The sequence below is a fragment of the Neomoorella carbonis genome (assembly GCF_045278715.1).
In the GTDB taxonomy this organism is placed as follows: domain Bacteria; phylum Bacillota; class DSM-521; order Neomoorellales; family Neomoorellaceae; genus Neomoorella; species Neomoorella carbonis.
Genome location: NZ_CP136420.1, coordinates 685,327 through 711,670, shown reverse-complemented (window position 1 = coordinate 711,670; position 26,344 = coordinate 685,327). Strand labels below are relative to the sequence as shown.

Sequence of the window (26,344 nt, the reverse complement as noted above, 5' to 3'; positions counted from 1 at the left end):
GCTACTCCCCCCTTCCGGATTTTATCGCTTTTATCGTTTGCTGCAGGTGAAAGATTTGCTTTTGGAGTTCCTGGACCCGCCCGGTGGCGCCGCTGGTTTCCGCCCGGGCCAAAGCGATTCTTATTTTCTTTTCCTGTTTTTGCAGGTGCTGGAGCTTGTAGAGGAGGATTGCTTTCTTGACGGCCTGCTCCTGGACGGGCCCCAGGCCGTCGGCCAGGGTAAGCCGGGCAATCAGGGCGTCCCATTCCGGCACCCCCCGGCCGGTTAAAAGCCGGGCCAGGGACGGACCGGCCAGCTCCGGTGTTTCCCGGCGCTTTTCCCGGACGAAGGCGGTGAGGCTCCGGACCGCCGGGCTGTCACCCCAGTCTTCCCCCAGTTCGCCGTCAATGCCGGCAGCCAGCCGGGGGCTGCTTAAGTACGCCTGGAGTAAAAATAGCTCTCCCGGGTTTCCGGCACGTTTTCCCGGTGCGGGGTCTTCTTCCCGGCCCGCCTTTTCTACGGCTTCTCCTGTCCTCCCGCGCTCGGCCGGCTGCTGGCTCAGGGCTTTAATGATGGCGGCCTCGGATATCCCTGTATGGCGGCTCAGCAGCCGGACATAGGCTTCCTGCTCGACGGCATCCTTTACCTGTCGAAGGGAGGGAAGAACTGCGGCCATAATGGCTTTCCTGCCCAGGGGCCGGGTGGGGTCGTGGGCGGCTACGGCTTTATTGATGCGAAATTCCATCAGGCTCTGGCTGGTCTCTACCAGTTCCTGGAAAGCCGCTGCTCCCCGGGCGGCCAAAAATTCATCAGGGTCTTTTCCTTCCGGGAGCTGCAGAACGCGCACCTGAAGGCCGGCAGCGGCCAGGATGTCCAGGCCCCTTAAAGTGGCGGCTTCCCCCGCGCTGTCGGCGTCGTAGGCGATGATCACTTCCCGGGCGTATTTTTTCAGCTCCCGGGCCTGCTCCGGGGTTAAGGCCGTCCCCAGGGAGGCGACTACATTATCAATACCGTGCTGCCAGGCGGCGATCATATCCATATACCCTTCCACGAGGATGGCCTGGCCTTTCCGGCGAATACCCGGCAGGGCCAGGTGCAGCCCGTAAAGGTGGCGGCCCTTGTGAAATAAAACTGTCTCGGGGGAATTTAAATACTTGGGCTGCCCCCCGTTTAAAGTCCGGCCGCCAAAGCCTATCACCCGGCCGCGGCTGTCTTTTATGGGAAACATGAGCCGCCCCCGGAAGCGGTCGGCCGTCCCCAGGGGGGGCCGGGAGGCGCTCAGGCCCGCCTGGTCAATGTCGCGGGGAGTGAACCCCTGGCGCCGCAGGTAATCTACCAGGGCCGTCCCCGTATCCGGGGCATATCCCAGTTCAAAGAGCCGCGCCGTTTCTCCCTTTACCCCCCGCTGCTGAAGATATAAGCGGGCCGGGGCTCCTACGGGGTGGCGCATGAGAAGGCGATAATAAAAGCTGGCAGCTATTGCCCCCAGCTGGTACAGGCGTTCCTTCCATTCCCTCTGGCGCTTGGCAGCAGGCGATTCTTCAGCGCCGGCCAGGTCGATCCCCGCCCTGGCGGCCAGGGTTTTTACTGCTTCGGGAAAGCTGAGGCCATCTTGCTTCATCAAGAAAGCGAGAACATCGCCTCCCGCCCCGCAGCCAAAACAGTAAAACATCTGCTTATCAGGGCTGACGGTGAAGGAGGGCGTCTTTTCTTTATGAAAAGGGCAAAGACCGACGTAATTGCGGCCGCTTTTTTTAAGCCGGACATAGCTGCCGATGATTTCGACGATGTCTACCCTGTCCTTTACCTCATCGATCACTTCCTGGCTGAAGGCGGCTGTCATGGACACCACCTCCCGGGACCCGGTGTGCTAATACAATTCGCTATCAGAATGAAATATCCTCTTTTTGAGGCCTTATTTTCGCTTTTTCCTATTATTTGTCCCGCTTTACCAGATTATACCTTCACCGGGCTGCATACAGCTTGATGGCAGGCGGTAAACTGAAAACATAAAGGAGCACAGGGCGCCGGAACTCCGCACCAACCTGCATAAACTGAAGGGCCGGCGCAAAACGAGATTAACAGGGGGTGGAAAAGTGGGCAAGGGCGTGGCTTTAATTTTAATTGCTCTCATCGGCGGCAGCGCCCTCTATGTCCTTTACCGGGGGGTTATTCTGGCTATCTTCCAGCCCTATTTTAAAACCCGGCAGTAGGTGGCCGGCAGCGGTGTGTCTCCTGGCGCTACATCTTTGCTGCGGTGCAGCCATGGTGCCCGGGTGCTGACTTTTATATATTTGTATGCTATACTATGTGTTGAAGGGCAACCTTCATCCTTTTCTAAACCTCCCTTTTACTATTCTTCTTTAAGGAGTACCGTGAAGGTATTCCTTTTTTTGCCCTGTATATAGTTCACATGGCACGGTTATAATATTATCCGGAAGGTGAAAGGAATCCTGCCGCCGTTTCGTCAACGCGCGGATAGCCTGACGAGCGAAGAGATTCCCGCCACCTTCCCATTTTTATGCCCGCGGAGCCGTCTTGCCGTTTAGTAGAACCAGTTTGGCTCGCCCGGCTTTCGCCCTGATTCAGGAAGGAAAACCGGAGGGAACAAAGAGCCGGGTATACTGGAGGATGGCAAAACGGTCGGTCATCCCGGCAATATAGTCACAAACCCGCCGGGCCAGGTCGTCATCGGGGTGGACGGGCGGGGGCAGGGCTTCCGGGTGCTCCAGGTAGTAAAAGTAGAGCTGTTTTAAGAGATTTTTGGCCTTGCCTTCCTCCACCTTGGCCGGGGAGCCGATATAGACATTTTTAAAAAGAAATTCGCGCAAGTTATCCGTGGCCTGCTGGACCGCCGGGCTCATGGCAATGCGGCCGTGCTCCCAGCTGTAGCGGATTATATCCGTCACCATGGTGTCGATGCGCTGGCGGTGGGTGCTTCCCAGTATTTTTAAACAATCGGCCGGAAGCTGCTCCGGGGTAATGATGCCGGCCCGCAGGGCGTCGTCAATGTCATGGTTAATATAGGCGATGCGGTCGGCATAGCAGATAATCTGGCCCTCCAGGGTCTGGGGTTTGACCGGTCCGGTATGGTGGGCAATGCCGTCCCGGACTTCCCAGGTGAGGTTAAGACCGCGGCCGCCTTCCAGGACTTCTACCACCCGCAGGCTCTGCAGGTTGTGTTTAAAGCCTCCCGGCACTACTTCGTTCAAGGCTTCCTCGCCGGAGTGGCCGAAAGGGGTATGGCCCAGGTCGTGGCCCAGGGCAATGGCCTCGGCCAGGTCTTCATTGAGGCGCAGGGCACGGGCAATGGTGCGGCTGATTTGGGCTACCTCCAGGGTGTGGGTCAGGCGGGTACGGTAATGGTCCCCTTCCGGGGCGATAAAGACCTGGGTTTTATGCTTCAGGCGCCGGAAGGCTTTAGAATGGATAATCCGGTCGCGGTCGCGCTGGTATTCGGTACGAATGGGGCAGGGCTCCTCCGGTACTTGACGGCCCCTGGTACGGCTGCTTAAACTCGCCAGGGGGCTTAAAATAGCTTCTTCCCGCTTTTCAGCTTCTATCCGCAGGAGCATACCCTCACCCCCTAACCGCGGTGCCGGCGTAAGGTTTGGGTGGCCGCCGCCACCTCGGCCAGGCGCTTACCCGTAAGGCGGACCCTGGCGACGGCAAAATCGTCGCTCCCGGCCGGGGCCTGGCCGCAGCTGCCCTGGTGGCCGCAGTCGGCCTCGAAAAAGCCGTCGCCGACAATCATCATGCCCTGAATGAGCATCATGTCGAAAAGGGCTTTGAGGGTCGTTTCCTGGCCGCCAAAGCGGCTGCCGCCCACAGTAACCCCGGCGCCGACGACGTTGTACAGGGCCTTTTCTTTACGCAAGATACGGCCTTTATCCCAGAAGGCCTTGAGCTGGGCCGAAACACTGCCGAAGTAAACCGGGCTGCCTATGAGGACCCCGTCGGCCCGCCGCAGGAGGTCGAAGGCTTCTCCCAGGCGGTTATTGCGGGAACAAGCTCCCTGGCAGGGACTGCTGCACTGGGTACAGTAAGGGATTTTCTGGTCGGCAAGGGCATCGGCTATATGGATGAGGGCCGTCTCCGCCCCGGCGGCAGCTGCCGCCGCCAGCCCTTCCCGTACCAGGAAGGCGGTATTGCCTTCTTTTTTAGGGCTGCCGTTAATGCCGACAATTAGCATAACCAATTTCCCCTTTGCTGGATATTCCTTGCCTGAGTGTGCTCCTTCAGTTCCACTACCCCGGGCAGTTTATATTTTGTTCGCCGCCAAAGCCCCTTCTCCTGCTTAATCTGGTGCCAAAACTGGAGCTCTGTGTTTGCCGCGACGGCAATAAAAAGCCGCCCTGATATATTTAAGGCGGCGCTGGCAGCGCCGCCCGTAACCGCCTACAGGGGTTCAAAGTTCTCTTTACCCAGGCCGCAGTTAGGGCAGGCCCAGTCCCCCGGCAGGTCTTCAAAGGCCGTTCCCGGGGCAATACCGCCGGCCGGGTCCCCTTTCTGGGGGTCATAGACATAGCCGCAGGCTAAACAGGACCATTTGGTCACTAGAGGCACTCCTTTCATATATTCGCAGTCACACATAAAAAACTGGCAGCGTCATGCCCGGCGTATACAGGCACCGCCTGGGGCGCCGGCGAGAATCAATATAATTATTAGTATTCGCTATCAGGATGGAATTTCCTGCTTCAATAAACGCTCAATTGCGGCCCGGGCCAGTTCGTCGCAGCGGTTGTTTTCGGCATTGTCGCTGTGTCCCTTGACCTTTAACCATTCCACCTGGTGCCGGGACGCGAGCTGCAGCAGTTCCCGCCACAGGTCCTGGTTTTCCACCGGTTCTTTTCTGGCCGTCAGCCAGCCGTTCTTCTGCCAGCGGTCCAGCCACCCCTGGCGAAAGGCGTTGACGAGATAGGCGCTGTCGCTGTAAAGGCGCACCCGGCAGGGCTCCTTTAGAGCCTTCAAAGCGGCGATGGCCGCGCTGATCTCCATGCGCTGGTTGGTGGTATGGGCCTCGGCCCCGGAAATCTCTTTACGTTTATCGCCGTAGATCAGGACGGCGCCCCAGCCCCCGGGGCCGGGGTTGCCGGAACAGGCGCCGTCGGTGTAGATGGTTACTTCTTTCATTGATTATTTCAGCCTCACGGATTACTCCAGTCTCACAGCCGTACCGGCGGCGGTAACCATGAGCATCCCTTCCCTTACTACCTCATAGTCGATGTCGACGCCCACCACGGCATCCCCGCCCAGGCGTCTGGCCTTGTCGGCCATTTCCCGTAAGGCGATTTCCCTGGCCTGGGCCAGCTTTTCTTCATAGGCTCCCGAGCGGCCGCCAACAATATCGGTAATGCTGGCAAAAAGATCGCGGACGATATTGGCTCCCATGATGGCCTCGCCGGCCACTATCCCCAGGTATTCCCGTATCTGGTGACCCTCAATGGTATTGGTCGTAGTAATAATCAAAACGTTTCCCCCCATCCAGGCATTTTTCTTATTTTACCACAGACTGCTTATGGTGTAAGCTGAAATTTGACGCGCCGTACTAATAAGGTTAAAATTGACAGCGGGTGATGTTGAATGGCCAGGATCCTGGTCAGCGCCTGCCTGGCAGGCGAGAAGTGTAAATACAGCGGCAGCCACAACCTGATCCCGGCCATCGCCGAGCTGGTGCGCCGGGGCAAGGCCGTGCCTGCCTGCCCGGAAACCCTGGGAGGCTTAACCATACCCCGGTCGCCGGCAGAAATTCAGGGCGGCAACGGATATGATGTCCTGGCCGGCAGGGCCCGGGTGGTGGATGAAGAAGGCCGGGATGTGACGGCCGCCTTCCTTCGCGGCGCGGCAGCCACCCTGACAAAGGCCCGGGAAATCGAGGCGGAACTGGTGGTGTTAAAAGAAAAGAGCCCCTCGTGCGGCAGCAAATTAATCTATGACGGCACCTTTACCGGCACTACCCGTCCCGGCCCCGGTGTCACAACGGCGCTCCTCCGGGAGCATGGGTTCAGGGTTATCAGTGAGGAGGAGTTTGCGTCTAAAGTTAAGAAATGCGGTAGTGGGGACATTATTCCATGACAGGTACAACTTTTTCCTTTACCAGCTCTTAATCAGGAGTTGTTCAAAGGGATAGTGTTTTGTATTTCGCGTAACCAAAACTAGCTTCCTCGAAATGGCCAGAGCAGCGTTAGTTACGTCGGCGATGGATAGAGAGTACCCTTTCCTCAACCACTCTTGCCGCAAAGTTCCGGCCAGAATGGCCTCTTCACAAGTTGGGGCGATATAATAATACAACTGTTGCAGCATATGTTGAGCTTCTTCCTGTTTTTCTCGCGGAATGCCGGTTACAAATTCTGTCACGGTAATATTGGATACAAAAAGATCCGCGGAATTAATCTCAAGTAGCAGTTTTTCAGCCCTCCGACGCCATTTGTTGCCCTTGCCGCGGTTTAAATCAATCAAGAAGTCCGTATCAACTAAAACCCCGCAAAGTTCTGTTTCCAGGACCATTTTACTCTTCCCTCTCATCTAACTCCCTCAAGCGATTAACAAAAGCCAGAGTGTCATCTTCCCCGGGCTTTTTATCTGGTACCAGGTCCCCTTGCCAGAGGCCTTCGGAGTTTTGTACATAGGCAAGGCGTTTTTGCCGCTTGAGTTCTTTTTCAATAGCCATGGCAATAAACTTTGACCGGTTCCCCTTACCGACCATGGTATCAATTTCATGAATAACCTTTAAAGGTAATCTTACAGCTGTCATTTTGGAAACCCTGCCGGAAATACTATCCATGACCTACCACTCCTTTCTTGTATTACTTATAGTATAACAACTCACGGGTTAAGGAGCAACGATGGTGTTTTTCATCTCCCGGCGGGAAATACTATCTTTGACCCCGCCTTGGGAGGGTGATACCCATGGGAAGGGCCGAGCGCCTGCCGCTTTTAGAACAGATCGAAGCTGAGCGCCAGGCGGCCGTTATCTGCTATTTTACCGGCGACCGGGAAAACCTGGGCACCCGCATAGCTCCCGACGTTATTCGGGTCTTTTACCGCCACCTCCTGGCCCTGGGGCCGCGGCCCCGCCTCGATCTCTTCCTCTATACCCGCGGCGGCGATGTCCTGACCCCCTGGCGCCTGGTAAACCTGCTGCGGGAGTTTACCCGGCACCTGGGCGTCCTGGTCCCCTTCCGCGCCGCCAGCGCCGGCACCCTCCTCTGCCTGGGGGCCGATGAGATTGTCATGGGGCCCCTGGGCGAGCTGGGACCCATTGACCCCAGCGTGGCCAATGCCTTTAACCCGGAGGACCCGGCCAATCCGGTCGCCCGCCTGCCGGTCAGCGTGGAAGACGTCATGGCCTACTTTTCCCTGGCCCGGGAGATTGCCGGACTGGAAAGTGAAGGCAGCCTGTCTGTGGTATTTAACCGCCTGGTGGACAAAGTTCATCCCCTGGCCCTGGGCAACGTGCACCGCAACTACGCCCTGATCCGCTCCCTGGCCAGGAAGCTGCTGGAGCTGCACATGCCGGTAGATGAGCGAGACCGCGTGGAGGATATCATCAAGAACCTGACGGAGAGGCTCTATGCCCACAACCACATGATTTCCCGGCGGGAGGCCGTCCAGGACATTAAGCTCCATATTACCTGCCCCTCGGCGAGGCTGGAGGACCTCATGTGGCAGCTCTACCTGGATTATGAAGCCGATTTAAAGCTCCTGGAGCCCTTTAACCCGGCCGCCCTGTTGAAACCCCAGGAATACTCGGTGGAATTTGAGGCCACCGGCGGCATTATTGAAAGTATCCCCTGCCTGGATGCCTTCGTCTTCCACGGCACTGTAACCAGGGAAAGCCAGCCCCGGGAAGGCGCCCCGCCGGTCAGCGTCACCTTTACCCGCCAGGGATGGCGCCAGTTGATTTGAAGCTTCTCTGTGCAATTAGAGGGGTAGATGAGGTGGGGCTGCTGTAAATAATATGGAAAGGATAGAGCAAGAATTGCATGAACAGGTGTTTTAACGTGCCGGAACCTAACCGGGCCCGACCTAATATTCGAGTCATCCCGACCCGCAATCCCTACCGCGCCCTGACGACCTCTTCAGCTTACCCGGCTGCCTTCGGGACGCCGGTCGGCGGCAGCTCCCTGGTCGTCCGGGACGACGAGGAAAACAGCAGCAGCTGGCCTTTTTAGACCAGCTGCTGCCGCTGTTTTGGGACCTGGTACCGGTAGACGTACCGGCCGCCGTCAGGCAGGGAGGCGGTGCCTTCTATCTCCATGGCTTGCCGGCGGACCTCTACCCGGACATCTTCCGGCCGGGCTCCGGGGATGGCAAAGGGGTTTTATCCATCGGAAGCATGATTTATAATTGATGGTGGAGGTGGTATACGAGCATGGCTAGCTGCCAGGCCTGTGTTTTAACCTGCATGGATTTCCGCATTCAGGCTGCTGTTGCTGATTGGTTGCGCGAAAAAGGGTTGACCGGGAAGTATGATTATTTATCTCTTCCCGGTGCCAGCCGCAATTTCCTGAGTGAAGGCAAAATAAACCTGGTCGAAGATTCTTACCGGCTCCATCAAATAAAGGAAGTATACTTAATCCACCACGAAGACTGCGGTGCCTATAACTTAGGGGACCTGCCCGTCGAGGAACAACTGGCCCGCCAGCGCCAGGATATGGAAGCGGCCGCCAGAATATTAAAAGAACGCCACCCGGAACTGAAAGTGCACCTTGCCTTCCTCTACCTGGACGGCCGTATGGTGGAACTGGCGTGACACTCCACCTGGGCCAGCTTCTCATAGAAGCGGATAATAGCCCCGTGGTCGGCGTCACCCAAACCATCTACCTTTAGGGCCTGAAGAATTTCCATTACTGTTGCGGTCAGGGGCAGGAGTACGCCGACCTCATGCCAGGCAGCCAGGGCGTTGGTGGGTATGCAACCAAAGACATGGCCCTGGTCATCAACGGCAGATAGCAGGCCAGGGCTGTTTTTGTAAGAATGGTTTTTTACACCGGCCCGGTGAGCGGCACTGGTATCACGAAGAGCTGGACCTGGCACTGGAAATACCCGACGAATACCTGGCCGGTTCTTTAGATAAGCTGACGACGGTGAAAATAAACGGCCTGGAGGTTTATATAATCGGGGTAGAAGACTTGATATTTGACCGGTTAGCAGCAGCAAAATTCTGGAAGAGTCCTGCCGAAGCTTTTTCTAAACCTGGCCAAGAATTTTTTCAAATTCTTCCAGGGAATTCACCTTGAGGCTCATCTTGAATAATGACTTCAGCGCGGCTGAATCATCTATCTCCTCCAGTTTCTTGCCAATACCAGATCGTAGGACGCCAAAACGTTCTTCCAGTACGTCTAGGATACTGTCCCTTAATGCCTCAATCCTGCCTTTTTCCAGGCCCTTTACCAATCCTTTTTCGAGGCCTCTTTCCAGCCCTCGTTCCAGGCCTTCTGCTAAACCTTTTTCCATGCCATCCCTAAGGCCTTTTTGTAAGCCTTCATTATACCATTCCTGGACAAAGCTGGATTCTTTGAGCAGCATTTTAAATTCCTCCCGGAAGATATTGAGCAAAATTTCCCTATCAAAATAACGTTCCGCGACTGATATGGCTACCGATAGGCTATCGGCTCGCCGTTTGATATCTTTTTCCTCAAGTATCAGTTTCCTGGTATACTCAAGAAGAGCAACGTCTCTATTATCTTTTAGTAAGACCAGCAAAGGAGCCAGTTCTTTAAGTTTACCACCGGCTATATCCTGCTCATATTCCCACAGTTTGATTACTTGATAGGTAAACCTGCTGACTACTTTATTGTTAACCTCGACTATGTAGGCATCAGGTAGCCGGCGATAATTCCTTTTCTCGAGATAAATGACTACCGGGATCACCGGCAGGCGGTAACTCTCAGTCAAATAAGCGCTGTATTTAAAAATGCGTGCAGGTACTTCTTTTTCGTGGCGTAACTGGAATTCCAGGTGCAGGAGGTACTTGTTGTCGTTTTGTTCTATTTCGTAGACAAAATCGAGCCTTTTCTCCGGGATATTGATTTCCGGGTTTTCCATGGTCTGATATTCCCAGCCGGTGTCTTTGCCTAAAACCAGTTTGATAAAAGTTTCTGGATATTGCCGGGCCAGAACCTTGATGCTGCGATCAATTACCTGCATAGAGTTTCTCCTCGGTAGTGTTCTCTGGAATAAAATTATAACATACCGGAGGCTGGAACTCACTAAAAAATTGGGACCAAGGATGAAGACAAAAGGCAGCCAGCTCATAATTTTTGAAGCCATGGGCATAGAAGATGTTTTTACATCAATAGAAATCTACGGCCATCCATCAAAAAGGTTAAAACGCAGATGCCCGGGTTGATGATTGAAGCCCGGGCACCATTTCTTATTATCTCCAGCATACCAAAGATAATTTTGCGGCATGACTTCGGTCTGGATGTGGTATATAGAGCTGAAGAAAAACTTTCATAGAAAAATAGAAAATAAGACGTGCATTTTGCCACTACTGCTGGACTTGCCAGCGGGTAGCATACTCCTCTTTACGAGTTATGTTTCTCGGTAGTGTAATCCACCCTCGGCGCAGGATCTTTTTGCTCAACTCTGTACTCTGGGTCTTGACAAAGAACGCCTCTCCTTCGGCTTCTACCTGGTAAAGTTGAGGGAGTTTCAATGCTTCCCGGCTTCCTACAGACGTGGCATTTTCCACCGCTTGACGGAGCTATAAGGTTAAAATATCAGGCATTTCCAGATTCCCTCTATCTGCTTTAATTATTTGGGTGGGCCAATCCTTACTTACTGTAAGAATCTCCTGCGCCGCCTCTGAAACTAAAATAGTATCCTCAGCTTTAACCCCAGGAAGAGTGGGATTCCAAGCAAAACCCTGTGCCGGCAACACAATATCATCGCATTCTGGCGAGGCCAGGTATTCCCGTGTATCATAGCCGATAGGACCACCCTGGTGGTGACTCTGCCATTCATGTGGATAACCAAGCTCGGCATAGGTTTGCATTGCCAACGAAAAAATTTCTTTTACTGGTTTCCCCGGAGTTGTGGCATTAATTAATCTCGCCAGGATGGTATTTACTTCCTGGAAACGCTCGCTTAGTATCCGTGGCACGGATCCGAAATGGACCATTCTGGTCAAGGCTACCGTCAACCCCCAGCGCCGTGCGCATACGACAACCATTACCAAACGCTCTACTTCTTTTTCAGTAGGTAGTGGATGACGGTACCGGTTAATGCGGTCGTCAGCAGCTACCAGGACAACGGGAGTAGCTATCCCTTCTGCGCCCATTTTACCTTTTACTTCACCGGCGATTTTTATTTCACTATCGCCAGGATGTATCTGCCGGCATACTTCGCTCAATATATCCGCGGCCCTCTTACCCAAAATACGCATGCGTTCCTGTTCCCCTGGCATGAGACTATAGCGCAATCGCTTTACTTCCTGGTAAAGGTCAAGACATCCCGGCAGCGCCATATCGCTACCTACCCGGCCAGCCTTGAACAACTTCTCTATGGTAGGTATCCCGTTTTCCCACCAGTAATAACTCAACGGTTCATAGCCCTGGTCACCAAGGACTTCTGACAATAAGCGATCCATTTCATTGTTCGGAGCCGTTACATAAAGGCGCTCAGGCGTTATAACCAGGTGTGCATCTCCCATTATTGAGGCCTCATTGACACTACTTTCTCCACCATCTGTAAGCCAAGCGAAACTCGAACGGCGACTAAAAATAAATGCGGCCAGATCTTTGGCCCTTAGAAACTCCCTCACTTTTTGCTGTTTAATTTTCCACTCTTCCAAAGTCGTTCCTTGCCTCCTACCCTAACTTGAAAATAATCTCGCTCCAGGCTGGTATTGTTCTGCTCGCTCCCTGGTCCTTGCAGATCAGGCCGGTGCTCAGCCTCGGGCTCGGGCGCTGTTGCCGGCATATTCGGCATCCTTGCCTTTATAATCCCCTGGCTTCGTTAAGGCTGCTCCACCATACTGTTCACCAACTCTCTAGATCCAGTCCAGGTACATATAGGCACCGCTATACAGCTAAGAATGACTTAACCCGAAACCCACTCGGGATTGTATCACCTTTATTAGGCAAACCAAAACCCGCCGTTAACTTCGATGCTCTCTCCTGTAATGTAACTACTGGCTTCTGATGCCAGAAATAGAACTGCACCCACAATATCTTCCGGCATAGCCAAACGCCCCAGGGGAATGCGCTCAACAAAGGATTCCAGTTCCTCACGCGAGCGCAGCCCGGCATGAAACGGCGTATCTGTCGCCCCCGGAGCTACCGTATTGACTCTTATTCCATATTGAGCTAATTCTTTTGCTAACCCACGGGTGAAAGCGCTTAACCCCCCTTTTGCCGTCGCATATGCCACTTCCCCAACGGCCCCACCTTGCCTGGCCACCACCGAGGATATATTAATGATTACTCCCCGCCGGCGATCTATCATTTGTCGTACGACCGCGCGTGAACATAAAAACGCAGAGTACAAATTTACATTTAATACGTTTTTCCATAGTTCATCTGAGATTTCTAGAAATGGACATAACCGAATAGCAGCTCCTACATTATTGACGAGCACATCGATTGGACCTAATTCCTTATCAATTTTCGCTACAATACCTTCAACCGCCTCCCGGTCGGTTACATCAGCCTGGTAAAGCATAGCTTGTCCACCGCTATCGCGGATTGTGTTTACCAGTTTTTCTGCAGCTTCTAAGTTCCGGTAGCAGTTGACCGCTACTTTCGCTCCACTCATAGCAAATGCATGTGCAATCGCGCGACCAATCCCAGAGCTGGCCCCCGTTACTAAAACCACCCTGCCGTCAAACCTGAGCTCCATGGAACAACGCCCTCCACCTTTAGCGGTCAATAAACATAGCTAATTTAATATAACTCAATAACTCATGAACGGTTTCATACAGGATTTGTTTGCTGCACCCTCTGCCGGTACATCTGATCAGAGATTACCGCCATGACTAATATAATGCCCTTGAGTAAATATTGATAGAATGACGGTACGTTTAACAAATCTAATCCATTATTCAGGACGCTCATGATTAAAGCTCCCAGTACGGTTCCAAAAATGGAACCACGCCCGCCAGATAAACTCGTTCCGCCTATAACCACAGCAGCAATAACATCTAATTCATAACCAGTTGCCGCCAGGGGCGAAGCCGACAGCAAGCGGCCGGTCAAAATTATGCCGCTTAAGCCGGACAGCACGCCAGATATAACGTAGGTAAACACGATTACCAGGCCCGTATTTATGCCGGCCAGCCTGGCAATCTCGATGTTTCCCCCCACGGCATAGATATTCCGACCCAGTGCCGTATAGCGCAGGAAAAGCGAGGCTAATACTGCCAGCCCAACAAATATAACACCCTGGGTAGGTATACCTGCGATGTAACCACCGCCCAGCCATTCGAACCATGGATGCATAAACGTTATAGGAGATCCTGGTACGCCCCTTACCGTGAAATCTGTATAAACATAGGTAATTCCACGGGCAATAGTCATCATACCCAAGGTTACTACAAAGGGGGCCAGGTTCAGTCTAGTGATGACCAGGCCATTAATTAACCCCATAAAACCGGTAACTCCTAGAGCAATAAGAATTGCCATGAAGAAGGGCAATTTTACGGGGTTGGCCGCGCTATAAGCTATCCCCAGTAATCCTGCCCCAAGTGCTCCACCGAGAGCAAACAACGAACCTACGGAGAGATCGATGCCTCCGGTGATGATTACCAGGGTCATACCCAGGGCAGCTATTCCATAAATAGACGATACCCGAAAAATATTATCCATGCTTCGTTCTGATAGAAAGGCCGGATTAAGTGCTGAAAACAACGCTGCCAGGCCAAGCAGGCTCAGGAGAATGACCAGCTGTTGACCTCCCAGGCCAATTTTTTTAAGAGGATTTTGGGGCGGCTTAGCCTTTGTCATCTGTCTTTCCTCCCGTTTTAATAGCGCCTTTTCTTACGGAAATACCCATCAATGCCTGTAGCCATGATTAATATCATACCTTTAATAATATACTGGTAGTACGTGGAAACACCTAGTAAATTCAGCCCATTTTCTATAACACCCAGCATAAATACACCTAATACAGTCCCGAATATGGAGCCTCTTCCCCCCGCAAGGCTGGTACCGCCTATGACCACCCCTGCAATCACATCAAGCTCATAGCCGATGCCGGCCACGGGAGAACCTGCCGCCACCCGCGAGGCCATCACGATGCCGCTAAAGGCGGCCAGCGCTCCCAGAAATAAGTAGGTCAAGCGCTTGATTCTCCTGGTGTTCATACCGGAAAGGCGGGCTGCTTCTTCGTTTCCGCCGATAGCATAAATGGTACGGCCAAATGTTGTATAACGGAGTATCCACCAGCAAAGGGCGATAACTAATAGAAAAATTATGGTAGGCGTTGGTAAACCGAAAACATAGCCCTGTCCTACCCATTGAAATCCCGGAGGCATAGGTTTAAAGTTTATTGGATACCCGCCTGAGTATAGGTAGGTCAACCCGCGGGCGAAACTCATCATGCCAAGCGTAACTACAAAGGGTTCTATTCTAAACCTGGTGATGACCAACCCGTTTATATAGCCTATCAAAATACCCACCAGAAGCCCCACCAGTATCGCCGCCGGGACAGGTAGTTTAAAGGTGGTAACAAATGGCGACTCACTGTAACTACCAGGGATCAAGGCTGCCGTAATAACCCCGGCCAGGGCAAAAATAGATCCTACCGATAAATCTATTCCGCCCGTCAATATCACCAGGGTCATTCCTGCCGCCATGATACCGTTGATGGAAACCACACGGGCAATATCTAAGAAATTACTCTTAGTAAGGAAGTTCGGGGAAAGTACCGAAAGAACCATACATAAGCCCGCCAGGGCTGCCAGTATAACTAGCTGCTCCTTAAAATTTCCAAGGTAGTGTCCCAGACCTACCACAGAAGCGTCCTTTAGCTTTTGGAATTTTATCGCCTCGTTTACTCCCTGTTTCAAGGTACCAACCTCCACTTGCCTCCTAGTTGAGGCTATGACTGGCGTAACCTGTTGCATAAAGCATAACATTTTCCTCGGTAAACTGTTCCCGGCTAAGTTCACCCGTAATTCTACCCTCGTGCATTACCAGGATGCGATCACTCATACCCAGCAGCTCGGGTAACTCCGAGGAAATCATTATTACCGTAGCACCGTTCTTGACCAATTCGTTAAGCAGTTCGTAGATCTCTACCTTGGCTCCTACATCAATGCCCCGGGTCGGCTCATCGATTATAAGGATTTTGCATTTGGAGCAGAGCCATTTAGCCAGGACCACCTTCTGCTGGTTACCACCGCTTAAATTAACTGTTTCCTGGTAGATGCTGGGTGTGGCTATTTTTAGATCCTTAACATACTTGCTAGCTAAATCCTTTTCCAAAGACAGGTTAAGTTTGCCGAATTTGCTCAGGCCTTCCATGTTAGCCATGGTGATGTTATCCTTCACTGACATGGATAAAACCAATCCCTGTCCCTTGCGATCTTCCGGCACCAGGCCAATACCTTTATCGATGGCCTCCCGGGGATTACTCAAAACTGCAACCTTCCCGTTAATCAAAATCTGCCCCTGTTGCACCGGGTCGGCGCCGAAAATGGCCCTGGCCAGCTCCGTCCGGCCGGCACCCACCAGACCCGCGATACCCAGTATTTCACCTTGATAGGCCCGGAAACTTATATTCTTTAATTTGCTTGTAGTCAGGTTGCTGACCCGCAAAGTCTCTGGTCCCCTGGGTACAGACACTTTGGGGAACATCTGGTCCAATTCACGGCCGACCATCATTCTAATCCAATCCGCTATCTCGGTTTCCTTAACATTTACGGTTCCCACGTTCTGGCCGTCGCGCAGGACTGTGGCCCGGTCACATATCTCCTTTACCTCGGACAAACGGTGCGAAACATATATTATGCTAACCCCCTGCTCCTTTAACAAGTGTATTACTTTAAATAAGTTGTCTATTTCCCGCGGGGTCAGGGGCGCAGTGGGTTCGTCCATGGCGATAATTTTGGCATTAAGGGATAAGGCCTTGGCAATTTCCACCACTTGCTGTTCGGCCACTTTAAGTTGTGATGCCGGGGTACGCGGGTCAATCTTCAAGCCCAAGCGCTCCAGTAATTCCGCGCTCTCCTCATAGCACTTCTTCCAATCAATCCACCGTGGATAAGGCCCCCTGCGGGGCAACCGGCCCAAGAAAATATTCTCCGCCACATTCAAGTAAGGTAAGACGCTAAGCTCTTGATAAATAATGGCGATCCCCAGTTCCTGGGCATGCCTGGGGTTTTTAATCTCCACCTTCTGGGAATCTACTATAATTTGCCCGGAATCCTTTTTGTAAGCCCCGGCTAAAATCTTAAGCAGGGTGGATTTTCCGGCACCATTTTCTCCCAGCAGGGCATGGACTTCGCCTCGCTTTAATTTAAGGCTGACTTTCTGCAAGGCTTTAACCCCGGGAAATTCTTTTTCAATATCTTCCATCACCAGAATATAAGATTGCATTTATTTTTAACCACCTTCCATCCATACGGCTAATAGTTAGTGGCCAGCCCGTGTTGCAAAACTATCTGCTTCAATTCGTCAATACGGCTGGAGGCAGGAGGGGTAAGGTCGTAGAGCTGATAATCCCGTCCCATACTGGCATATTTCCCACGTCCCAAACGATGGTAGGGCATGAGCTCGACTACCTTTACCCCCTCCATTTCTGTGGCCACAAACTTGACTATGGACTTAATGTTTTCCTCAGAATCCGTATGGCCTGGAATTACCGGTATCCGGACTACCATCTCGATGCCTTTCTTGCGGGTCAATTGGGCCAACCGGCGCGCATTGTCCAAAATCAACCTGTTGCTCTGTCCCGTGAGCTCCATATGCTTCTCGTTATCAAAGTGCTTTATGTCTAAGAACAAAAAATCTAGATATTCCATTACTTCTTCATATTTTTCCCAGCTGGCAAAACCGCAAGTTTCCATGGCGGTATGCAGCCAGTTGGCTTTCGATTCCGCTAGCAGTTCCTTGACAAACCTGGCCTGGAACATGGGCTCGCCGCCGGAAACAGTTATACCTCCACCGCTTTGCTTGTAAATGAGGCTATCTTTTAATACTTCATGGAGGACCTCCTTTACTGTCATGAGCCTGCCGATGTTTTTCCTGGCCTGGCTATAGCATTTTTTGGTACAAGGATAAGGGGGATCCTGGTGGCCGACACACTTCTCCAGGCAGATGCCTTGTTCAGCAATAAAACCATCCGGGGAGGGAGTTATAGCCCCATAGGGACATTCAGCAACGCAGCGGCCGCAACCGATACATTTATCCTTAAAGTAAGCTATCTCGGTATAAGGCGCTTGCGACTCCGGGTTACAACACCAGAGGCAACGTAACGGACATCCTTTAAGGAAGACGACCGTGCGTATCCCCGGGCCATCGTGGAGACTCCAGCGCTGTATATCGAACACATTGCCTCTGATTTCCTGGCACGAGCTGCTATTAACCATGAATCATTCTCCCCTGGCTAAGATGAGAGTAGGGGGAACCGGCGCTGACGGGTCAACACCGGTTCCCTCTTAGAGCTAAATCCTTTCTTCCGTGCGTTCAATGATATCCTGTTGGACCGTTTTATCCAGGTTAACAAAATAGGCGGAGTAACCTGCTACCCTGACGATAAGATTCCGGTATTTATCCGGGTCCTTCTGTGCCCGGAGTAAAGTTTCTTTGCTAACTACATTAAACTGCATCTGCATACCGCCAATAGAGAAATAGTAATCAATGAGGTTAACCAGCCTTCTTAAACCAGCCTGGGCAGCCATGGCAAAACCCTCCTATTTTAATCCTTCAGATCTTGCGGCAATAATTTAAGGTTGTAAAGGGAGCCTTCGGAAAGAAGGACGTTCCGCAACTTTGCCACTGAGCGGACGGCTGCCGTCGGTCCCATGGTATCTGTACCCCGCATGGGTGACTGGCCGTCGCTCAAGGGTGTGCCGGACGTTCTCCCATCCGGCAGTGCGCCTACTATGCGACCAAAGGCGGTGTTGGAAGAAACGGTGGTGGTAGAAGCCTGGAACACACAACCAATGGGTCCCCGGCCATAGCGGGTGTTTTTGTACTTCGGCAACTCCTCGCAGACCAGAGCCAGAACGTCACGGGCAACAAAATCCACTTCATCCAGGTCATTGCCATATTTAGGTGCCGACAGGCACATTTGCTGGATTTCCGGCCCCGTCGGATCCGTCGTCATGTCTTCAAAGTTGGTCTTAAGTGCATGCAACAGCTGGGCGCCGGTGATCAGCTTATGATCGAAAACGACGTATTTGATGGCATACAGGCTGTTGGCCACGTTGGCCAATCCGATAGTTTCGTTGCCGGTGAAATCGTACTTGGCCCCGCCTTTCTTTATGGAGCGTCCTCGCTCGAGGCAGGTGGTGGGGCACCCCAAGGCAGAAGTCAAGGGTTCTTCAATATATTCCTCCCATAATTTATCGGTAATGTTGTCCATCAGCACATGCAGCCGGATATAGTACTTCACCTGATCCACAAAGGCTTCCCAAACTTCATCGTAAGATTCAAAGCTGGAAAGATCTTTGCCGTTGCAGTTAGGGTGCAGCATAACCCCGGTACGAGGATCGCGGCCGCCGTATAGAGTGACTTCCAAAATTTTGGCCAGGCAGAACCAGGCAGCTCCGGTCCGGCCTCCCCTCAGGCCGGCCACGCCCGGCTCGGCGCATCCCACAATGCAATAATCGGAAGCATCTTTTAAATCATAACCGCGGTTCATCATGGCCGGGATATATAACTCGTCGTTGGCAATGGCCGGGAAACCTGTGCCCAGACGGATCGTTTCGGCCACCTTCATTTTGTATTTCTCAGGCGCTTTCTTGTGCCACCGCGCATAGTGGGACGGCTGCAAGGTTCGGGTGTTGGCTATAGCATCTAATACGATATAAGTTAGTTCGTTGGAGGCATCCTCCCCGGTTTCCGGGTTTATGCCGCCAATGGTGAGGTTTTGGAAGATGGGTTTTCCCCTGAAATAGTCGGTATCATTCCAGCTCCTGATGCGTTCAATGGTCGACAGAACTACAAAGAAGTTTTGCACCAGTTCCAAAGCCTGATCCCTGGTCAGGATTCCCCGGGAAACATCCCGCTGATAATGCTCCCACAGGACCTGGTCGAATCTACCCGGGCAGATCCCCTGGGCGTTATCTTCGATCTGGATGGCCACCTGGACAAAGGTCATAAATTGCAGGGCCTCGTGGAAGGTCCTGGCGGGATGCTCAGGAACCCGGCGGCATATTTCGGCAAGCTTACGGAGTTCGGCGCGACGGTTTTCCTCCGTTTCCCTGGCGGCTTCGGCTTCGGCCAATTCCGCATACCGGTGGGCCCAGTCGATAAGGGCCTGGCAGGAAATGATTACCGCTTCGTAAAAACGTTTGCTTTCCAGGCCTTCGGGAGTGGTCAAATCAATTTCTGCCAGTTTCTGCCGGCACAGGGCAATGATATGGCCCACGCCATGATCAAAAAGCCACTTGTAAGGCGGTGCCAGGTGCCCGTCGCCGCCGTGTAAGAAGTTAACTATATTCACGGCGCCTACGGCATCCTGGGCCAATATGGCTTCTTCCGGCAGGTTGGCATAAACCCTTTCTTTATGGGTCCTTCCCTTCCACCAGTTAATAATCTCCTGCAACTCCGGGACTATTTCCTTATCGACATTGAATTTATCCGAAGGTCTTTCATATGGGTACATCGGTTTCCCTTGAAGGATCTCTTCCTCCAAAAAGTCAACAGTAAACTCCGGGAACAGGGGGGCAAAGCAGGGTTTCGATGCCTGGTTGCCGACTAGCAAGCTGCCCGGCAAAATATAGATGGACATCTTTTTGAGGATATTCGCCAGGGCCCTGGCCCTTCTTATAATGTGCGGCAGGTGCTCAGTTTCCTTATAGGATTCCGTGAGGTAACGGGCCCTTTCAATACAAATACCAGGTTCAATTGCATTAATATAGTTCAACATGTTTTCAATCCGGTCGGTACGGACTGGACGAAGGGCCAGTTGAAAATGTAAAGGTTCGTCTTGTAAAACGGTAGACATAGGATCAACCCCTTTCTTGGAATAAAATTCAGGGATAAACTGCAGCTGTTTCCCATTGCGGGAAACAACTGCAGCTCCCTAATGACCGGTTGCTACCAGCCCTGGTATTCCGGTTTGTTGGCGTTAGATTTATCAACCTTATAACAGGTCGGGCGAACCCACGGCATTCCCTCAAATTCAGTGAGCTCCATGGTACGGCCTTTATAGGTCAGGTTCTCGGGGGTAAAGGGATTTTTCTCTCCCCGCAGGATACTGGCCACCACGTTAACGGCTACCGCCTGGTCGTCAGGGAAGAAAATGGTTTCATAATCGATTTCCCCCCTGCGAAGGGCGTCCATAGCTTCTTTTTCACCGTCCACACTGATTATCTTAAACTCGCCCAGGCGCCCGGCGGCTTTTATGGCCTGTAACCCGCCCAGGGCCATCTCATCGTTCATATAGTAGATGGCGTCGATCTGCCCCTTGGGGAAACGTTGCAGAATATTCTCGGTTACCTGCATACCCTTGTCCCGTTTAAAGTCACCAGAAACTTTGTGGATAACCTTAATATCGGGATACTTATTGATCACTTCGTAGAAGGCGTTGCCGCGGTCAATGGTGGAACCAGCTCCCGGAGTACCCTCTACTACTACCAGGTTACCCTTGCCGTTTAAAGCTTCGACTACCTGTTCACCGCCCAGGGTACCCGATTTCACCATGTCCCAGCTTACCAGTGCATCCCACTTTATATCCTGGCCGTGGGTGAACATGCGGCGGTCAACTATGACCAGAGGGATCTTAGCCTGATTAACCTTTTTGACAGCAGGGATCAACGGATCAGCCACAGTTGGGGTGAGTATTATGGCGTCCACCTTTTGAGCAATAAAATTATCAATTTGAGAAGCCTGAACTGCCGGGTCATTTTTACCGTCGGCGAAAATTAATTTAATGCCTTGTTTTTCTGCCAATTCCTTGGCTGCGTTCATCAACAACTGGTAGACCGGGTGATCAAAGTAGGCCATGGACCAGCCAACTACATATTCTTTTTTCTTGGTATCGCTCCCTTGCTGCTGGGCCTGACTCTGACTGTTGCCCCCATTATTGCCGGTGCCGGAACCGCAGCCGGACAGAAGCACGCCCAGGGCGAAGACCGTTACCAGAAAACACGCCATGAATTTTCGCTTAATCATTATTGTCCTCACAGAATAATCCTCCTTCTTTGCAAAATTTCACTCCGTATGGTTAAGCTATGGCTTCCTTTTAGGAATTTAACCATAAGGTTAGACAGCCTTGGTTTTAACTCCTTTTATGCATCGCCTGTTATATTTTACTAAATTGAAATTGCCTTGCACTTCTAAAGAAGAAACATCCCTCTTAGACCTCAAACACCTGTACATTTAACTCCAACTCTGGTATCTGTTCCCTCCGACATTCACCCGCCTTCCAGCTGGCAGCGCTGGCGGCCGCCGCCGCGGTACCTAAGCGAACGGCTTGTTTTATACCCTGGCCCCGCGCCAGGCCTACGGCGAAGCCGGCTACAAAGGCATCTCCACAGCCTACGGTATTCACCGTCTGAACCCCAGGAGGCACCACCCGGAAGAAGCCTCCCACTGTTCCAAAAAGGGCTCCGGCTTCCCCTAAAGAGAGCACCGCAACCTTCACACCTGCCCCTAAAAGCCCCCTTAAAAATTCCTTGCGCGCCTCTTCATCCGCTAACCGTTTTCCGGCTAGAGATTCGGCTTCCTGAAGGTTGGGCTTGACCATGTAAGGTCCGGCTTTCAGCCCTTCTTTCAAGGCCTCCCCACTGGAGTCAAGAATAACCTTAGCCCCTTCCCGGTGTACTATTTTGATTATCTGGGCGTAATAATCAGGGGGCAGGCCCCTGGCCAGGCTACCCGATAAAGTAACCACCTGGCTTAGGCGAGCTAAGCTCCTCACCTTTTCCTTCAACTTTTCCGCTTCTTGAGCGGTGATCTCCGGCCCCGGCTCTAAAAGTTCGGTCTGGGACCTGCCCGCCGGGTCCAGGACGTTCAGGCATATGCGTGATTCCCCGCCTATGGTTACAAAATCGCCGTTAAGCCCCTCTGCTACCAGACACTCCTTAATAAACATTCCATTGTAGCCGCCGATAAACCCGGTAGCAACCACCTCCTCTCCTAAAGCTTTTACCACCCTGGCTACGTTCAGCCCCTTGCCGCCGGCCTGGGCCATGACGCGCTGGACGCGGAAGACACCGTTAAGACCAAAATTTTCCACGATATATGTCTTATCTATGGCCGTATTAACGGTAACCGTGGTGATCATGCGTCATTATTCCCCTGCTGCCATTTTCCTTTTGAACAGGTCGATGACCTCCACCGGGGTCGGATCAACGCCCCGGGCCAGGGCCAGGTACAGGGTGATGAAGTCGCCCAGGTAAACAAGGGAGAAGAGACGTGCCAGGCGGGAATGTCCGTGGGAGCTGACTTCCCTTACTCCGGCGGCCCGGCGCCTCAGGATCTCCTGGGAGGTGGCCATGCGCCGCCTGATTTTCTCGCTGTCCTCGGCATCCCGTAAGAAGGTAAAGTAAAAGTGCTTTAAGTAGGCGCTTGGGGCGTCCCAGCCGACGACCTCGTCATGGTGCAGGCTGGGGATGGCATTGAACATGGCGATTAACTTGCTATTTTCTCCCATCTGGTTTTTCCAGCGCCAGGCGATGGCGTCAGTAAGGGGCAGGGACCCGTAAATGACCGGGATATAGCCGTCCATTTCCATGGCCATAGTTTTGGCCAGGTTATCCTTAGCCGGAACTTCGGGGCCATAGCAGCCGGCCAAATCTTTAAGCAGGGCGATGGTTTCTTTTACCTCCGCTGTTTTATCCGGCACCAGGCCCAGGCGCTGGAGCAGTCCCAGCAGGGGCAGGAAAATATATCCCAGGGCGATGCGGGGCATCATGCCGCCGGGAACAAGGAGGCAAGTGTGCCCCTTCTCCCCGGCCAGGGCCTGCAGCTGTCCCCCAGCAGTGATTACGGCAATCTGCGCACCTGCGTTTACGGCCATGGTGTAGGCGCTTAAAATCTCTTCGGTATTGCCCGAATGGCTGACGACAACCGCCAGGGTGCTGGCGTCAACCCAGGCCGGGATGGTATAGCCCTGATTCAAGACCATTGGGACCCGCAATTCGTCAAAGAGATAGGATTGTAATAGGCTGACGCTGGCTGCCGAACCGCCGCCGGTGGCCAGAATAATAATTTTACGTATTTCCCCGGCCGGTAAATTTTGCGGCCATTCCTGGGCCAGTTCCCAGCCTTCGGCAAACTGGCGGGAGTAGTCGACGGTATCTCGCAGGGCTCCGGCGCTGTCCAGTTGTTGTAAGGCTTTAAGATCGTCGAGGTCGATGTACATTGCGGCAATCCTCTCCTTATGGGTGATGTAAGAAGTGGTAAAAAGGCTCAGTTGCCCCGGGCGCGACCGGCGGCGCCGAAGAGGCGCATTTTTCCCAGGGCTACTTCTTTTACCGCCCGGCGCGCCGGGGTGAAGTAATGACGCGGGTCCGTCTCTTCCGGGCGGGCGGCCAGGGTGGCCCTTAAACTGGCGGCCAGGGCCAGCTTCAGCTCGGTGGCGATATTAACCTTGCATATGCCTAGGGCGATGCAGCGGGTTACATGCGCATCGGGCAGCCCGGAGGCACCGTGGAGGACCAGGGGCAGATTCAGGCGGGCGGCTATCGTTTTCAGTCGGTCGAAATCAAGGTGCGGCTCGCCGCGGTAAACGCCGTGGGCGGTGCCGATGGCCACGGCCAGGGAATCGATCCCGGTGGCTCCGGCAAACAGTTCCGCCTCTTCCGGGTCGGTGTAATTGACTGTGGCTTCGTCAACGAAGAGATCGTCCTCCCGGCCGCCCAGGCGGCCCAGTTCGGCTTCCACGGCCGCACCTCTGACACGGGCCATGGCGGCCACCTGGCGGGTGCGGGCGATGTTTTCTTCCAGGGGCAGGGTTGAACCGTCGAACATGACGGAGGTGAAACCTGCCTCCAGGCAGGCGCCGATGAGGTCGATATCGGTGGCGTGGTCCAGGTGCAGGGCTACGGGCACGCCGGACCGCCTGGCCGCCACCCTGGCCATGGCCACCAGGTAATCGGCGCCGACATATTTAACCGTCCCCGGGGTCGCCTGGAGAATCACCGGGGCTGCGGCTTCGGCGGCGGCTTCCGCCACAGCTTGAAGGGTTTCCAGGTTATGGATGTTAAAGGCGCCGACGGCGTAACCGCCACGCCGGGCTTCTATCAGCATTTCGCGGGGATTTACCAGATCCATTTTGACCTACCCTCTCCCAGTATGAATTCCTGCCTGGCCAGGGCCGCTGCCCCGATGGCCCCGGCCCGCTCACCCAGCTCAGCGGTTACTATTTCAACTTCCCGGTTCAGAGGCATGGCTCGTTCCCGGACCGCCCGCCGCACCGGCTCCAGCAGCAGTTCCCCCGCGCCCATGACCCCGCCTCCCAGGACGATCCGCTGGGGGTTGAGGATATTCGCCAGGCCGGCCAGGGCGATGCCCAGGTACATGGCCGCTTTTGCCACAACCTGCTGCGCCAGGTGATCGCCCTGGCTTGCCGCCTGGCAGACGGTAGCGGCGGTGATGCTGCCCGCATCGCCACCCGCCAGTTCCAGCAGCAAACTCGAACCGGCCTGTTCCAGGGCTTCCCTTGCCAGACGGGCGATACCCCGGCCGGAGGCATACATCTCCAGGCAGCCTAAATTACCGCAGCTGCAACGGGGCCCGTCTTTTTCCACCGTTACGTGGCCTATTTCGCCGGCGCTTTCGTCGCGGCCCTTGAACATTTTACCCTGGATAAAGATGCCGGAACCTATGCCCGTACCCAGGGTCAAACAGATGACGTCATCCCACCCCCGCCCGGCGCCCAGCAGCTTTTCTCCCCAGGCGGCCATGCGCACGTCGTTGTCGATAATAACCGGGACACCAATTCCCCGGCCTACCATTGCAGCCACAGGAATATCCCGCCAGCCCGGCAGATTGGGTGAAAAAACCGATTTGCCCTCCCGGCTGTTTACCAGCCCGGGCACGCCCAGGCCAATGCCCAGTAATTGTTGCTCTGTTATGCCATTTTGTTCCATTATGAATTTAATTAAAGCAATAATTCGCTCGATAACTCCACCCGGACCGCCGGCCGCTTCCGTCGGCCAGGTTATCCAGGCTCCGGTCCGCCCCGCCGCATCCATCAATATGGCCGCTATCTTAGTTCCGCCAACGTCAACCCCGGCAACATATTGCGACATAGTGTAGTTCCCCCTCTTGCCTTTCCGTTCGCCGGCAGGCTTTTACCGGCTTAAACAACGATTACTTCAATACCGCGCCTGACCAGTTCTTCAATGAAATCCGGCGGGGCGGCCCTGTCGGTGATAAGGGTAGATACTGCTTCAATGGGGGCAAAGCGCGATAATGTCACCCGGCCGATTTTGGAATGGTCGGCCAGGACTATTATTTCATCAGCCGCTTTAATCATTAAGCTGTTGGTATGAGCTTCAGTCATATTGGGCGTCGTCAGGCCGTGTTCGATGCTGATGCCATTGACACCTAAAAAAGCTTTCTGGACATGAATCTCCCGCAGCACCCTTTCCGTCAGAGTACCCACCATGGCATAAGATCTGGTCCGCATATTGCCTCCCGTCAGGACCAGGTTGATACCTTCGCTCTGTGCAAGTTCCATGGCAATGTTGACGGTGTTGGTAACTACCGTTAAATTCTGGCGGTCTTTAAGCAACCGGGCCAGGGCTGTTACCGTGGTGCCGGCATTGAGAAGTATGGTGTCGCCGTCTTTGATCAGTTCCGCCGCCTTACGGGCGATGGCCAGCTTTTCCGCAGGGAACCGGTTGAGCTTTTCATCGAAGGAAGGCTCTTCTTCACTGCCCCCGCCTACAGGGACCGCTCCGCCATGGGTACGGGTGAGGAGGCCCTCTTTTTCCAGGCTGCTAAGATCCCGGCGGATGGTCATCGGCGATACTCCCAGTTCCCGGCTGAGCTCGCTTACACTCAATGGCATACCTGAGTTAATTTTATCGATAATGATTTTACGGCGCTGGGCGGAGATCATAAAGCCTCCATAATGTGCTGTTTTGTTCTTTTATGTTCTGTCGCTATAATATATTCGCTAAATATCGAACATCTCCTGCTGGTTCATAAAATTTTTTTAAATAAATTTTAGCTCATGATAAGATGCCGTTTGATTGACAATCTATGGCCTGCAAGTTAGTATTTAGTTGTAACCA

At 53.3% G+C, this 26,344-nt stretch carries 27 protein-coding genes and 1 pseudogene; 4 read left to right on the top strand and 24 right to left on the bottom strand.

The genetic code is table 11. The features are described from left to right. Position 1: 1 nt before the first annotated feature. The 6 genes from dnaG to MCACP_RS03515 form a co-directional block, all read right to left on the bottom strand. Complete coding sequence (dnaG, locus tag MCACP_RS03540) at positions 2-1,822, bottom strand: DNA primase (RefSeq protein WP_406678011.1); 1,821 nt, start codon at positions 1,820-1,822, stop codon at positions 2-4. Positions 1,823-2,564: 742 nt separating this feature from the next. Then, positions 2,565-3,554, bottom strand: coding sequence for a deoxyguanosinetriphosphate triphosphohydrolase (locus MCACP_RS03535; protein ID WP_406678010.1), 990 nt, complete (start codon positions 3,552-3,554; stop codon positions 2,565-2,567). 11 nt (positions 3,555-3,565) lie between these two features. Then, positions 3,566-4,171, bottom strand: coding sequence for a flavodoxin family protein (locus tag MCACP_RS03530; RefSeq protein ID WP_406678009.1), 606 nt, complete (start codon positions 4,169-4,171; stop codon positions 3,566-3,568). 206 nt (positions 4,172-4,377) lie between these two features. Beyond that, entirely contained in the window at positions 4,378-4,554 is a 177-nt protein-coding gene (rd, locus tag MCACP_RS03525) for a rubredoxin (RefSeq protein ID WP_406678669.1), read from the bottom strand. A 102-nt stretch (positions 4,555-4,656) separates the two neighbouring features. Further along, positions 4,657-5,112 (bottom strand): ribonuclease HI, encoded by a 456-nt coding sequence (rnhA, locus tag MCACP_RS03520; protein ID WP_406678008.1) that lies wholly within the window; start codon positions 5,110-5,112, stop codon positions 4,657-4,659. A gap of 21 nt (positions 5,113-5,133) precedes the next feature. Continuing rightward, entirely contained in the window at positions 5,134-5,448 is a 315-nt protein-coding gene (locus tag MCACP_RS03515) for a YbjQ family protein (RefSeq protein WP_141265508.1), read from the bottom strand. A gap of 114 nt (positions 5,449-5,562) precedes the next feature. Here MCACP_RS03515 and MCACP_RS03510 point away from each other — a divergent pair, with 114 nt between their 5' ends. Further along, the gene (locus tag MCACP_RS03510; RefSeq protein WP_406678007.1) at positions 5,563-6,054 is read left to right on the top strand and encodes a DUF523 domain-containing protein; all 492 of its coding nucleotides are present in this window, start codon (positions 5,563-5,565) and stop codon (positions 6,052-6,054) included. Positions 6,055-6,072: 18 nt separating this feature from the next. On the opposite strand, the gene MCACP_RS03505 is transcribed toward MCACP_RS03510, so the two are convergent. Then, positions 6,073-6,486, bottom strand: a complete 414-nt coding sequence (locus MCACP_RS03505; RefSeq protein ID WP_406678006.1) for a PIN domain-containing protein — start codon at positions 6,484-6,486, stop codon at positions 6,073-6,075. Between the two features lies 1 nt (position 6,487). After that, positions 6,488-6,733: a hypothetical protein gene (locus MCACP_RS03500; RefSeq protein ID WP_406678005.1), complete on the bottom strand. Its 246-nt coding sequence runs from the start codon at positions 6,731-6,733 to the stop codon at positions 6,488-6,490. Between the two features lie 155 nt (positions 6,734-6,888). Between MCACP_RS03500 and MCACP_RS03495 the strand changes: the two genes are divergently transcribed. From MCACP_RS03495 to MCACP_RS03485, 3 genes are all read left to right on the top strand, one after another. After that, positions 6,889-7,887 (top strand): SDH family Clp fold serine proteinase, encoded by a 999-nt coding sequence (locus tag MCACP_RS03495; RefSeq protein ID WP_406678004.1) that lies wholly within the window; start codon positions 6,889-6,891, stop codon positions 7,885-7,887. Positions 7,888-7,964: 77 nt separating this feature from the next. Further along, on the top strand, positions 7,965-8,153 hold the full coding sequence (locus tag MCACP_RS03490) for a hypothetical protein (protein ID WP_406678003.1): 189 nt from the start codon (positions 7,965-7,967) through the stop codon (positions 8,151-8,153). A 200-nt stretch (positions 8,154-8,353) separates the two neighbouring features. Next, entirely contained in the window at positions 8,354-8,734 is a 381-nt protein-coding gene (locus tag MCACP_RS03485) for a carbonic anhydrase (RefSeq protein WP_406678002.1), read from the top strand. Here the strand turns inward: MCACP_RS03485 and MCACP_RS03480 are convergent. The 16 genes and pseudogenes from MCACP_RS03480 to MCACP_RS03405 all read right to left on the bottom strand — a co-directional run. Next, positions 8,701-8,886: pseudogene (locus MCACP_RS03480) on the bottom strand (hypothetical protein); the annotation flags it as partial. The gene MCACP_RS03485 and the pseudogene MCACP_RS03480 overlap by 34 nt on opposite strands. A gap of 285 nt (positions 8,887-9,171) precedes the next feature. Then, positions 9,172-10,131 carry an Rpn family recombination-promoting nuclease/putative transposase gene (locus MCACP_RS03475; RefSeq protein ID WP_406678001.1) on the bottom strand — a complete coding sequence of 320 codons (960 nt, stop codon included), beginning with the start codon at positions 10,129-10,131 and terminating at the stop codon, positions 9,172-9,174. A 559-nt stretch (positions 10,132-10,690) separates the two neighbouring features. Further along, positions 10,691-11,779, bottom strand: coding sequence for a M24 family metallopeptidase (locus tag MCACP_RS03470; protein WP_406678000.1), 1,089 nt, complete (start codon positions 11,777-11,779; stop codon positions 10,691-10,693). Between the two features lie 284 nt (positions 11,780-12,063). Next, positions 12,064-12,825 carry an SDR family NAD(P)-dependent oxidoreductase gene (locus tag MCACP_RS03465; RefSeq protein WP_406677998.1) on the bottom strand — a complete coding sequence of 254 codons (762 nt, stop codon included), beginning with the start codon at positions 12,823-12,825 and terminating at the stop codon, positions 12,064-12,066. A 74-nt stretch (positions 12,826-12,899) separates the two neighbouring features. Beyond that, a complete protein-coding gene (locus MCACP_RS03460; protein ID WP_406677997.1) occupies positions 12,900-13,928 on the bottom strand; it encodes an ABC transporter permease in 1,029 nt (342 codons plus the stop codon). 17 nt (positions 13,929-13,945) lie between these two features. Next, on the bottom strand, positions 13,946-14,992 hold the full coding sequence (locus MCACP_RS03455; RefSeq protein WP_406677996.1) for an ABC transporter permease: 1,047 nt from the start codon (positions 14,990-14,992) through the stop codon (positions 13,946-13,948). 22 nt (positions 14,993-15,014) lie between these two features. Then, entirely contained in the window at positions 15,015-16,523 is a 1,509-nt protein-coding gene (locus MCACP_RS03450; RefSeq protein ID WP_406677995.1) for a sugar ABC transporter ATP-binding protein, read from the bottom strand. A gap of 29 nt (positions 16,524-16,552) precedes the next feature. Further along, positions 16,553-17,515, bottom strand: coding sequence for a glycyl-radical enzyme activating protein (locus tag MCACP_RS03445; RefSeq protein ID WP_406677994.1), 963 nt, complete (start codon positions 17,513-17,515; stop codon positions 16,553-16,555). Between the two features lie 75 nt (positions 17,516-17,590). Beyond that, positions 17,591-17,827 (bottom strand): glycine radical domain-containing protein, encoded by a 237-nt coding sequence (locus tag MCACP_RS03440; protein ID WP_082296945.1) that lies wholly within the window; start codon positions 17,825-17,827, stop codon positions 17,591-17,593. 17 nt (positions 17,828-17,844) lie between these two features. Next, positions 17,845-20,100 (bottom strand): glycyl radical protein, encoded by a 2,256-nt coding sequence (locus tag MCACP_RS03435; RefSeq protein ID WP_406677993.1) that lies wholly within the window; start codon positions 20,098-20,100, stop codon positions 17,845-17,847. A gap of 92 nt (positions 20,101-20,192) precedes the next feature. Further along, positions 20,193-21,281, bottom strand: a complete 1,089-nt coding sequence (locus tag MCACP_RS03430; protein ID WP_406677992.1) for a substrate-binding domain-containing protein — start codon at positions 21,279-21,281, stop codon at positions 20,193-20,195. A gap of 172 nt (positions 21,282-21,453) precedes the next feature. Beyond that, positions 21,454-22,383 carry a 1-phosphofructokinase gene (pfkB, locus tag MCACP_RS03425; protein ID WP_406677991.1) on the bottom strand — a complete coding sequence of 310 codons (930 nt, stop codon included), beginning with the start codon at positions 22,381-22,383 and terminating at the stop codon, positions 21,454-21,456. A 6-nt stretch (positions 22,384-22,389) separates the two neighbouring features. Then, the gene (locus MCACP_RS03420; protein WP_406677990.1) at positions 22,390-23,463 is read right to left on the bottom strand and encodes a bifunctional phosphoglucose/phosphomannose isomerase; all 1,074 of its coding nucleotides are present in this window, start codon (positions 23,461-23,463) and stop codon (positions 22,390-22,392) included. A 47-nt stretch (positions 23,464-23,510) separates the two neighbouring features. After that, positions 23,511-24,374: a class II fructose-bisphosphate aldolase gene (locus MCACP_RS03415; RefSeq protein ID WP_406677989.1), complete on the bottom strand. Its 864-nt coding sequence runs from the start codon at positions 24,372-24,374 to the stop codon at positions 23,511-23,513. Continuing rightward, entirely contained in the window at positions 24,362-25,354 is a 993-nt protein-coding gene (locus MCACP_RS03410) for an ROK family protein (RefSeq protein ID WP_406677988.1), read from the bottom strand. The genes MCACP_RS03415 and MCACP_RS03410 overlap by 13 nt, the downstream gene beginning before the upstream one ends. A 50-nt stretch (positions 25,355-25,404) precedes the next feature. Then, on the bottom strand, positions 25,405-26,169 hold the full coding sequence (locus MCACP_RS03405) for a DeoR/GlpR family DNA-binding transcription regulator (RefSeq protein ID WP_406677987.1): 765 nt from the start codon (positions 26,167-26,169) through the stop codon (positions 25,405-25,407). Between the last annotated feature and the right edge of the window lie 175 nt (positions 26,170-26,344).

Excerpts from the sequence above, each read along its gene's own strand:
- dnaG (WP_406678011.1), bottom strand. The coding sequence starts at position 1,822 with ATGACAGCCGCCTTCAGCCAGGAAGTGATCGATGAGGTAAAGGACAGG.
- MCACP_RS03535 (WP_406678010.1), bottom strand. The coding sequence starts at position 3,554 with ATGCTCCTGCGGATAGAAGCTGAAAAGCGGGAAGAAGCTATTTTAAGC.
- MCACP_RS03530 (WP_406678009.1), bottom strand. The coding sequence starts at position 4,171 with ATGCTAATTGTCGGCATTAACGGCAGCCCTAAAAAAGAAGGCAATACC.
- rd (WP_406678669.1), bottom strand. The coding sequence starts at position 4,554 with ATGAAAGGAGTGCCTCTAGTGACCAAATGGTCCTGTTTAGCCTGCGGC.
- rnhA (WP_406678008.1), bottom strand. The coding sequence starts at position 5,112 with ATGAAAGAAGTAACCATCTACACCGACGGCGCCTGTTCCGGCAACCCC.
- MCACP_RS03510 (WP_406678007.1), top strand. The coding sequence starts at position 5,563 with ATGGCCAGGATCCTGGTCAGCGCCTGCCTGGCAGGCGAGAAGTGTAAA.
- MCACP_RS03505 (WP_406678006.1), bottom strand. The coding sequence starts at position 6,486 with ATGGTCCTGGAAACAGAACTTTGCGGGGTTTTAGTTGATACGGACTTC.
- MCACP_RS03500 (WP_406678005.1), bottom strand. The coding sequence starts at position 6,733 with ATGACAGCTGTAAGATTACCTTTAAAGGTTATTCATGAAATTGATACC.
- MCACP_RS03495 (WP_406678004.1), top strand. The coding sequence starts at position 6,889 with ATGGGAAGGGCCGAGCGCCTGCCGCTTTTAGAACAGATCGAAGCTGAG.
- MCACP_RS03490 (WP_406678003.1), top strand. The coding sequence starts at position 7,965 with ATGAACAGGTGTTTTAACGTGCCGGAACCTAACCGGGCCCGACCTAAT.
- MCACP_RS03485 (WP_406678002.1), top strand. The coding sequence starts at position 8,354 with ATGGCTAGCTGCCAGGCCTGTGTTTTAACCTGCATGGATTTCCGCATT.
- MCACP_RS03475 (WP_406678001.1), bottom strand. The coding sequence starts at position 10,131 with ATGCAGGTAATTGATCGCAGCATCAAGGTTCTGGCCCGGCAATATCCA.
- MCACP_RS03465 (WP_406677998.1), bottom strand. The coding sequence starts at position 12,825 with ATGGAGCTCAGGTTTGACGGCAGGGTGGTTTTAGTAACGGGGGCCAGC.
- MCACP_RS03460 (WP_406677997.1), bottom strand. The coding sequence starts at position 13,928 with ATGACAAAGGCTAAGCCGCCCCAAAATCCTCTTAAAAAAATTGGCCTG.
- MCACP_RS03450 (WP_406677995.1), bottom strand. The coding sequence starts at position 16,523 with ATGCAATCTTATATTCTGGTGATGGAAGATATTGAAAAAGAATTTCCC.
- MCACP_RS03445 (WP_406677994.1), bottom strand. The coding sequence starts at position 17,515 with ATGGTTAATAGCAGCTCGTGCCAGGAAATCAGAGGCAATGTGTTCGAT.
- MCACP_RS03440 (WP_082296945.1), bottom strand. The coding sequence starts at position 17,827 with ATGGCTGCCCAGGCTGGTTTAAGAAGGCTGGTTAACCTCATTGATTAC.
- MCACP_RS03435 (WP_406677993.1), bottom strand. The coding sequence starts at position 20,100 with ATGTCTACCGTTTTACAAGACGAACCTTTACATTTTCAACTGGCCCTT.
- pfkB (WP_406677991.1), bottom strand. The coding sequence starts at position 22,383 with ATGATCACCACGGTTACCGTTAATACGGCCATAGATAAGACATATATC.
- MCACP_RS03420 (WP_406677990.1), bottom strand. The coding sequence starts at position 23,463 with ATGTACATCGACCTCGACGATCTTAAAGCCTTACAACAACTGGACAGC.
- MCACP_RS03415 (WP_406677989.1), bottom strand. The coding sequence starts at position 24,374 with ATGGATCTGGTAAATCCCCGCGAAATGCTGATAGAAGCCCGGCGTGGC.
- MCACP_RS03410 (WP_406677988.1), bottom strand. The coding sequence starts at position 25,354 with ATGTCGCAATATGTTGCCGGGGTTGACGTTGGCGGAACTAAGATAGCG.
- MCACP_RS03405 (WP_406677987.1), bottom strand. The coding sequence starts at position 26,169 with ATGATCTCCGCCCAGCGCCGTAAAATCATTATCGATAAAATTAACTCA.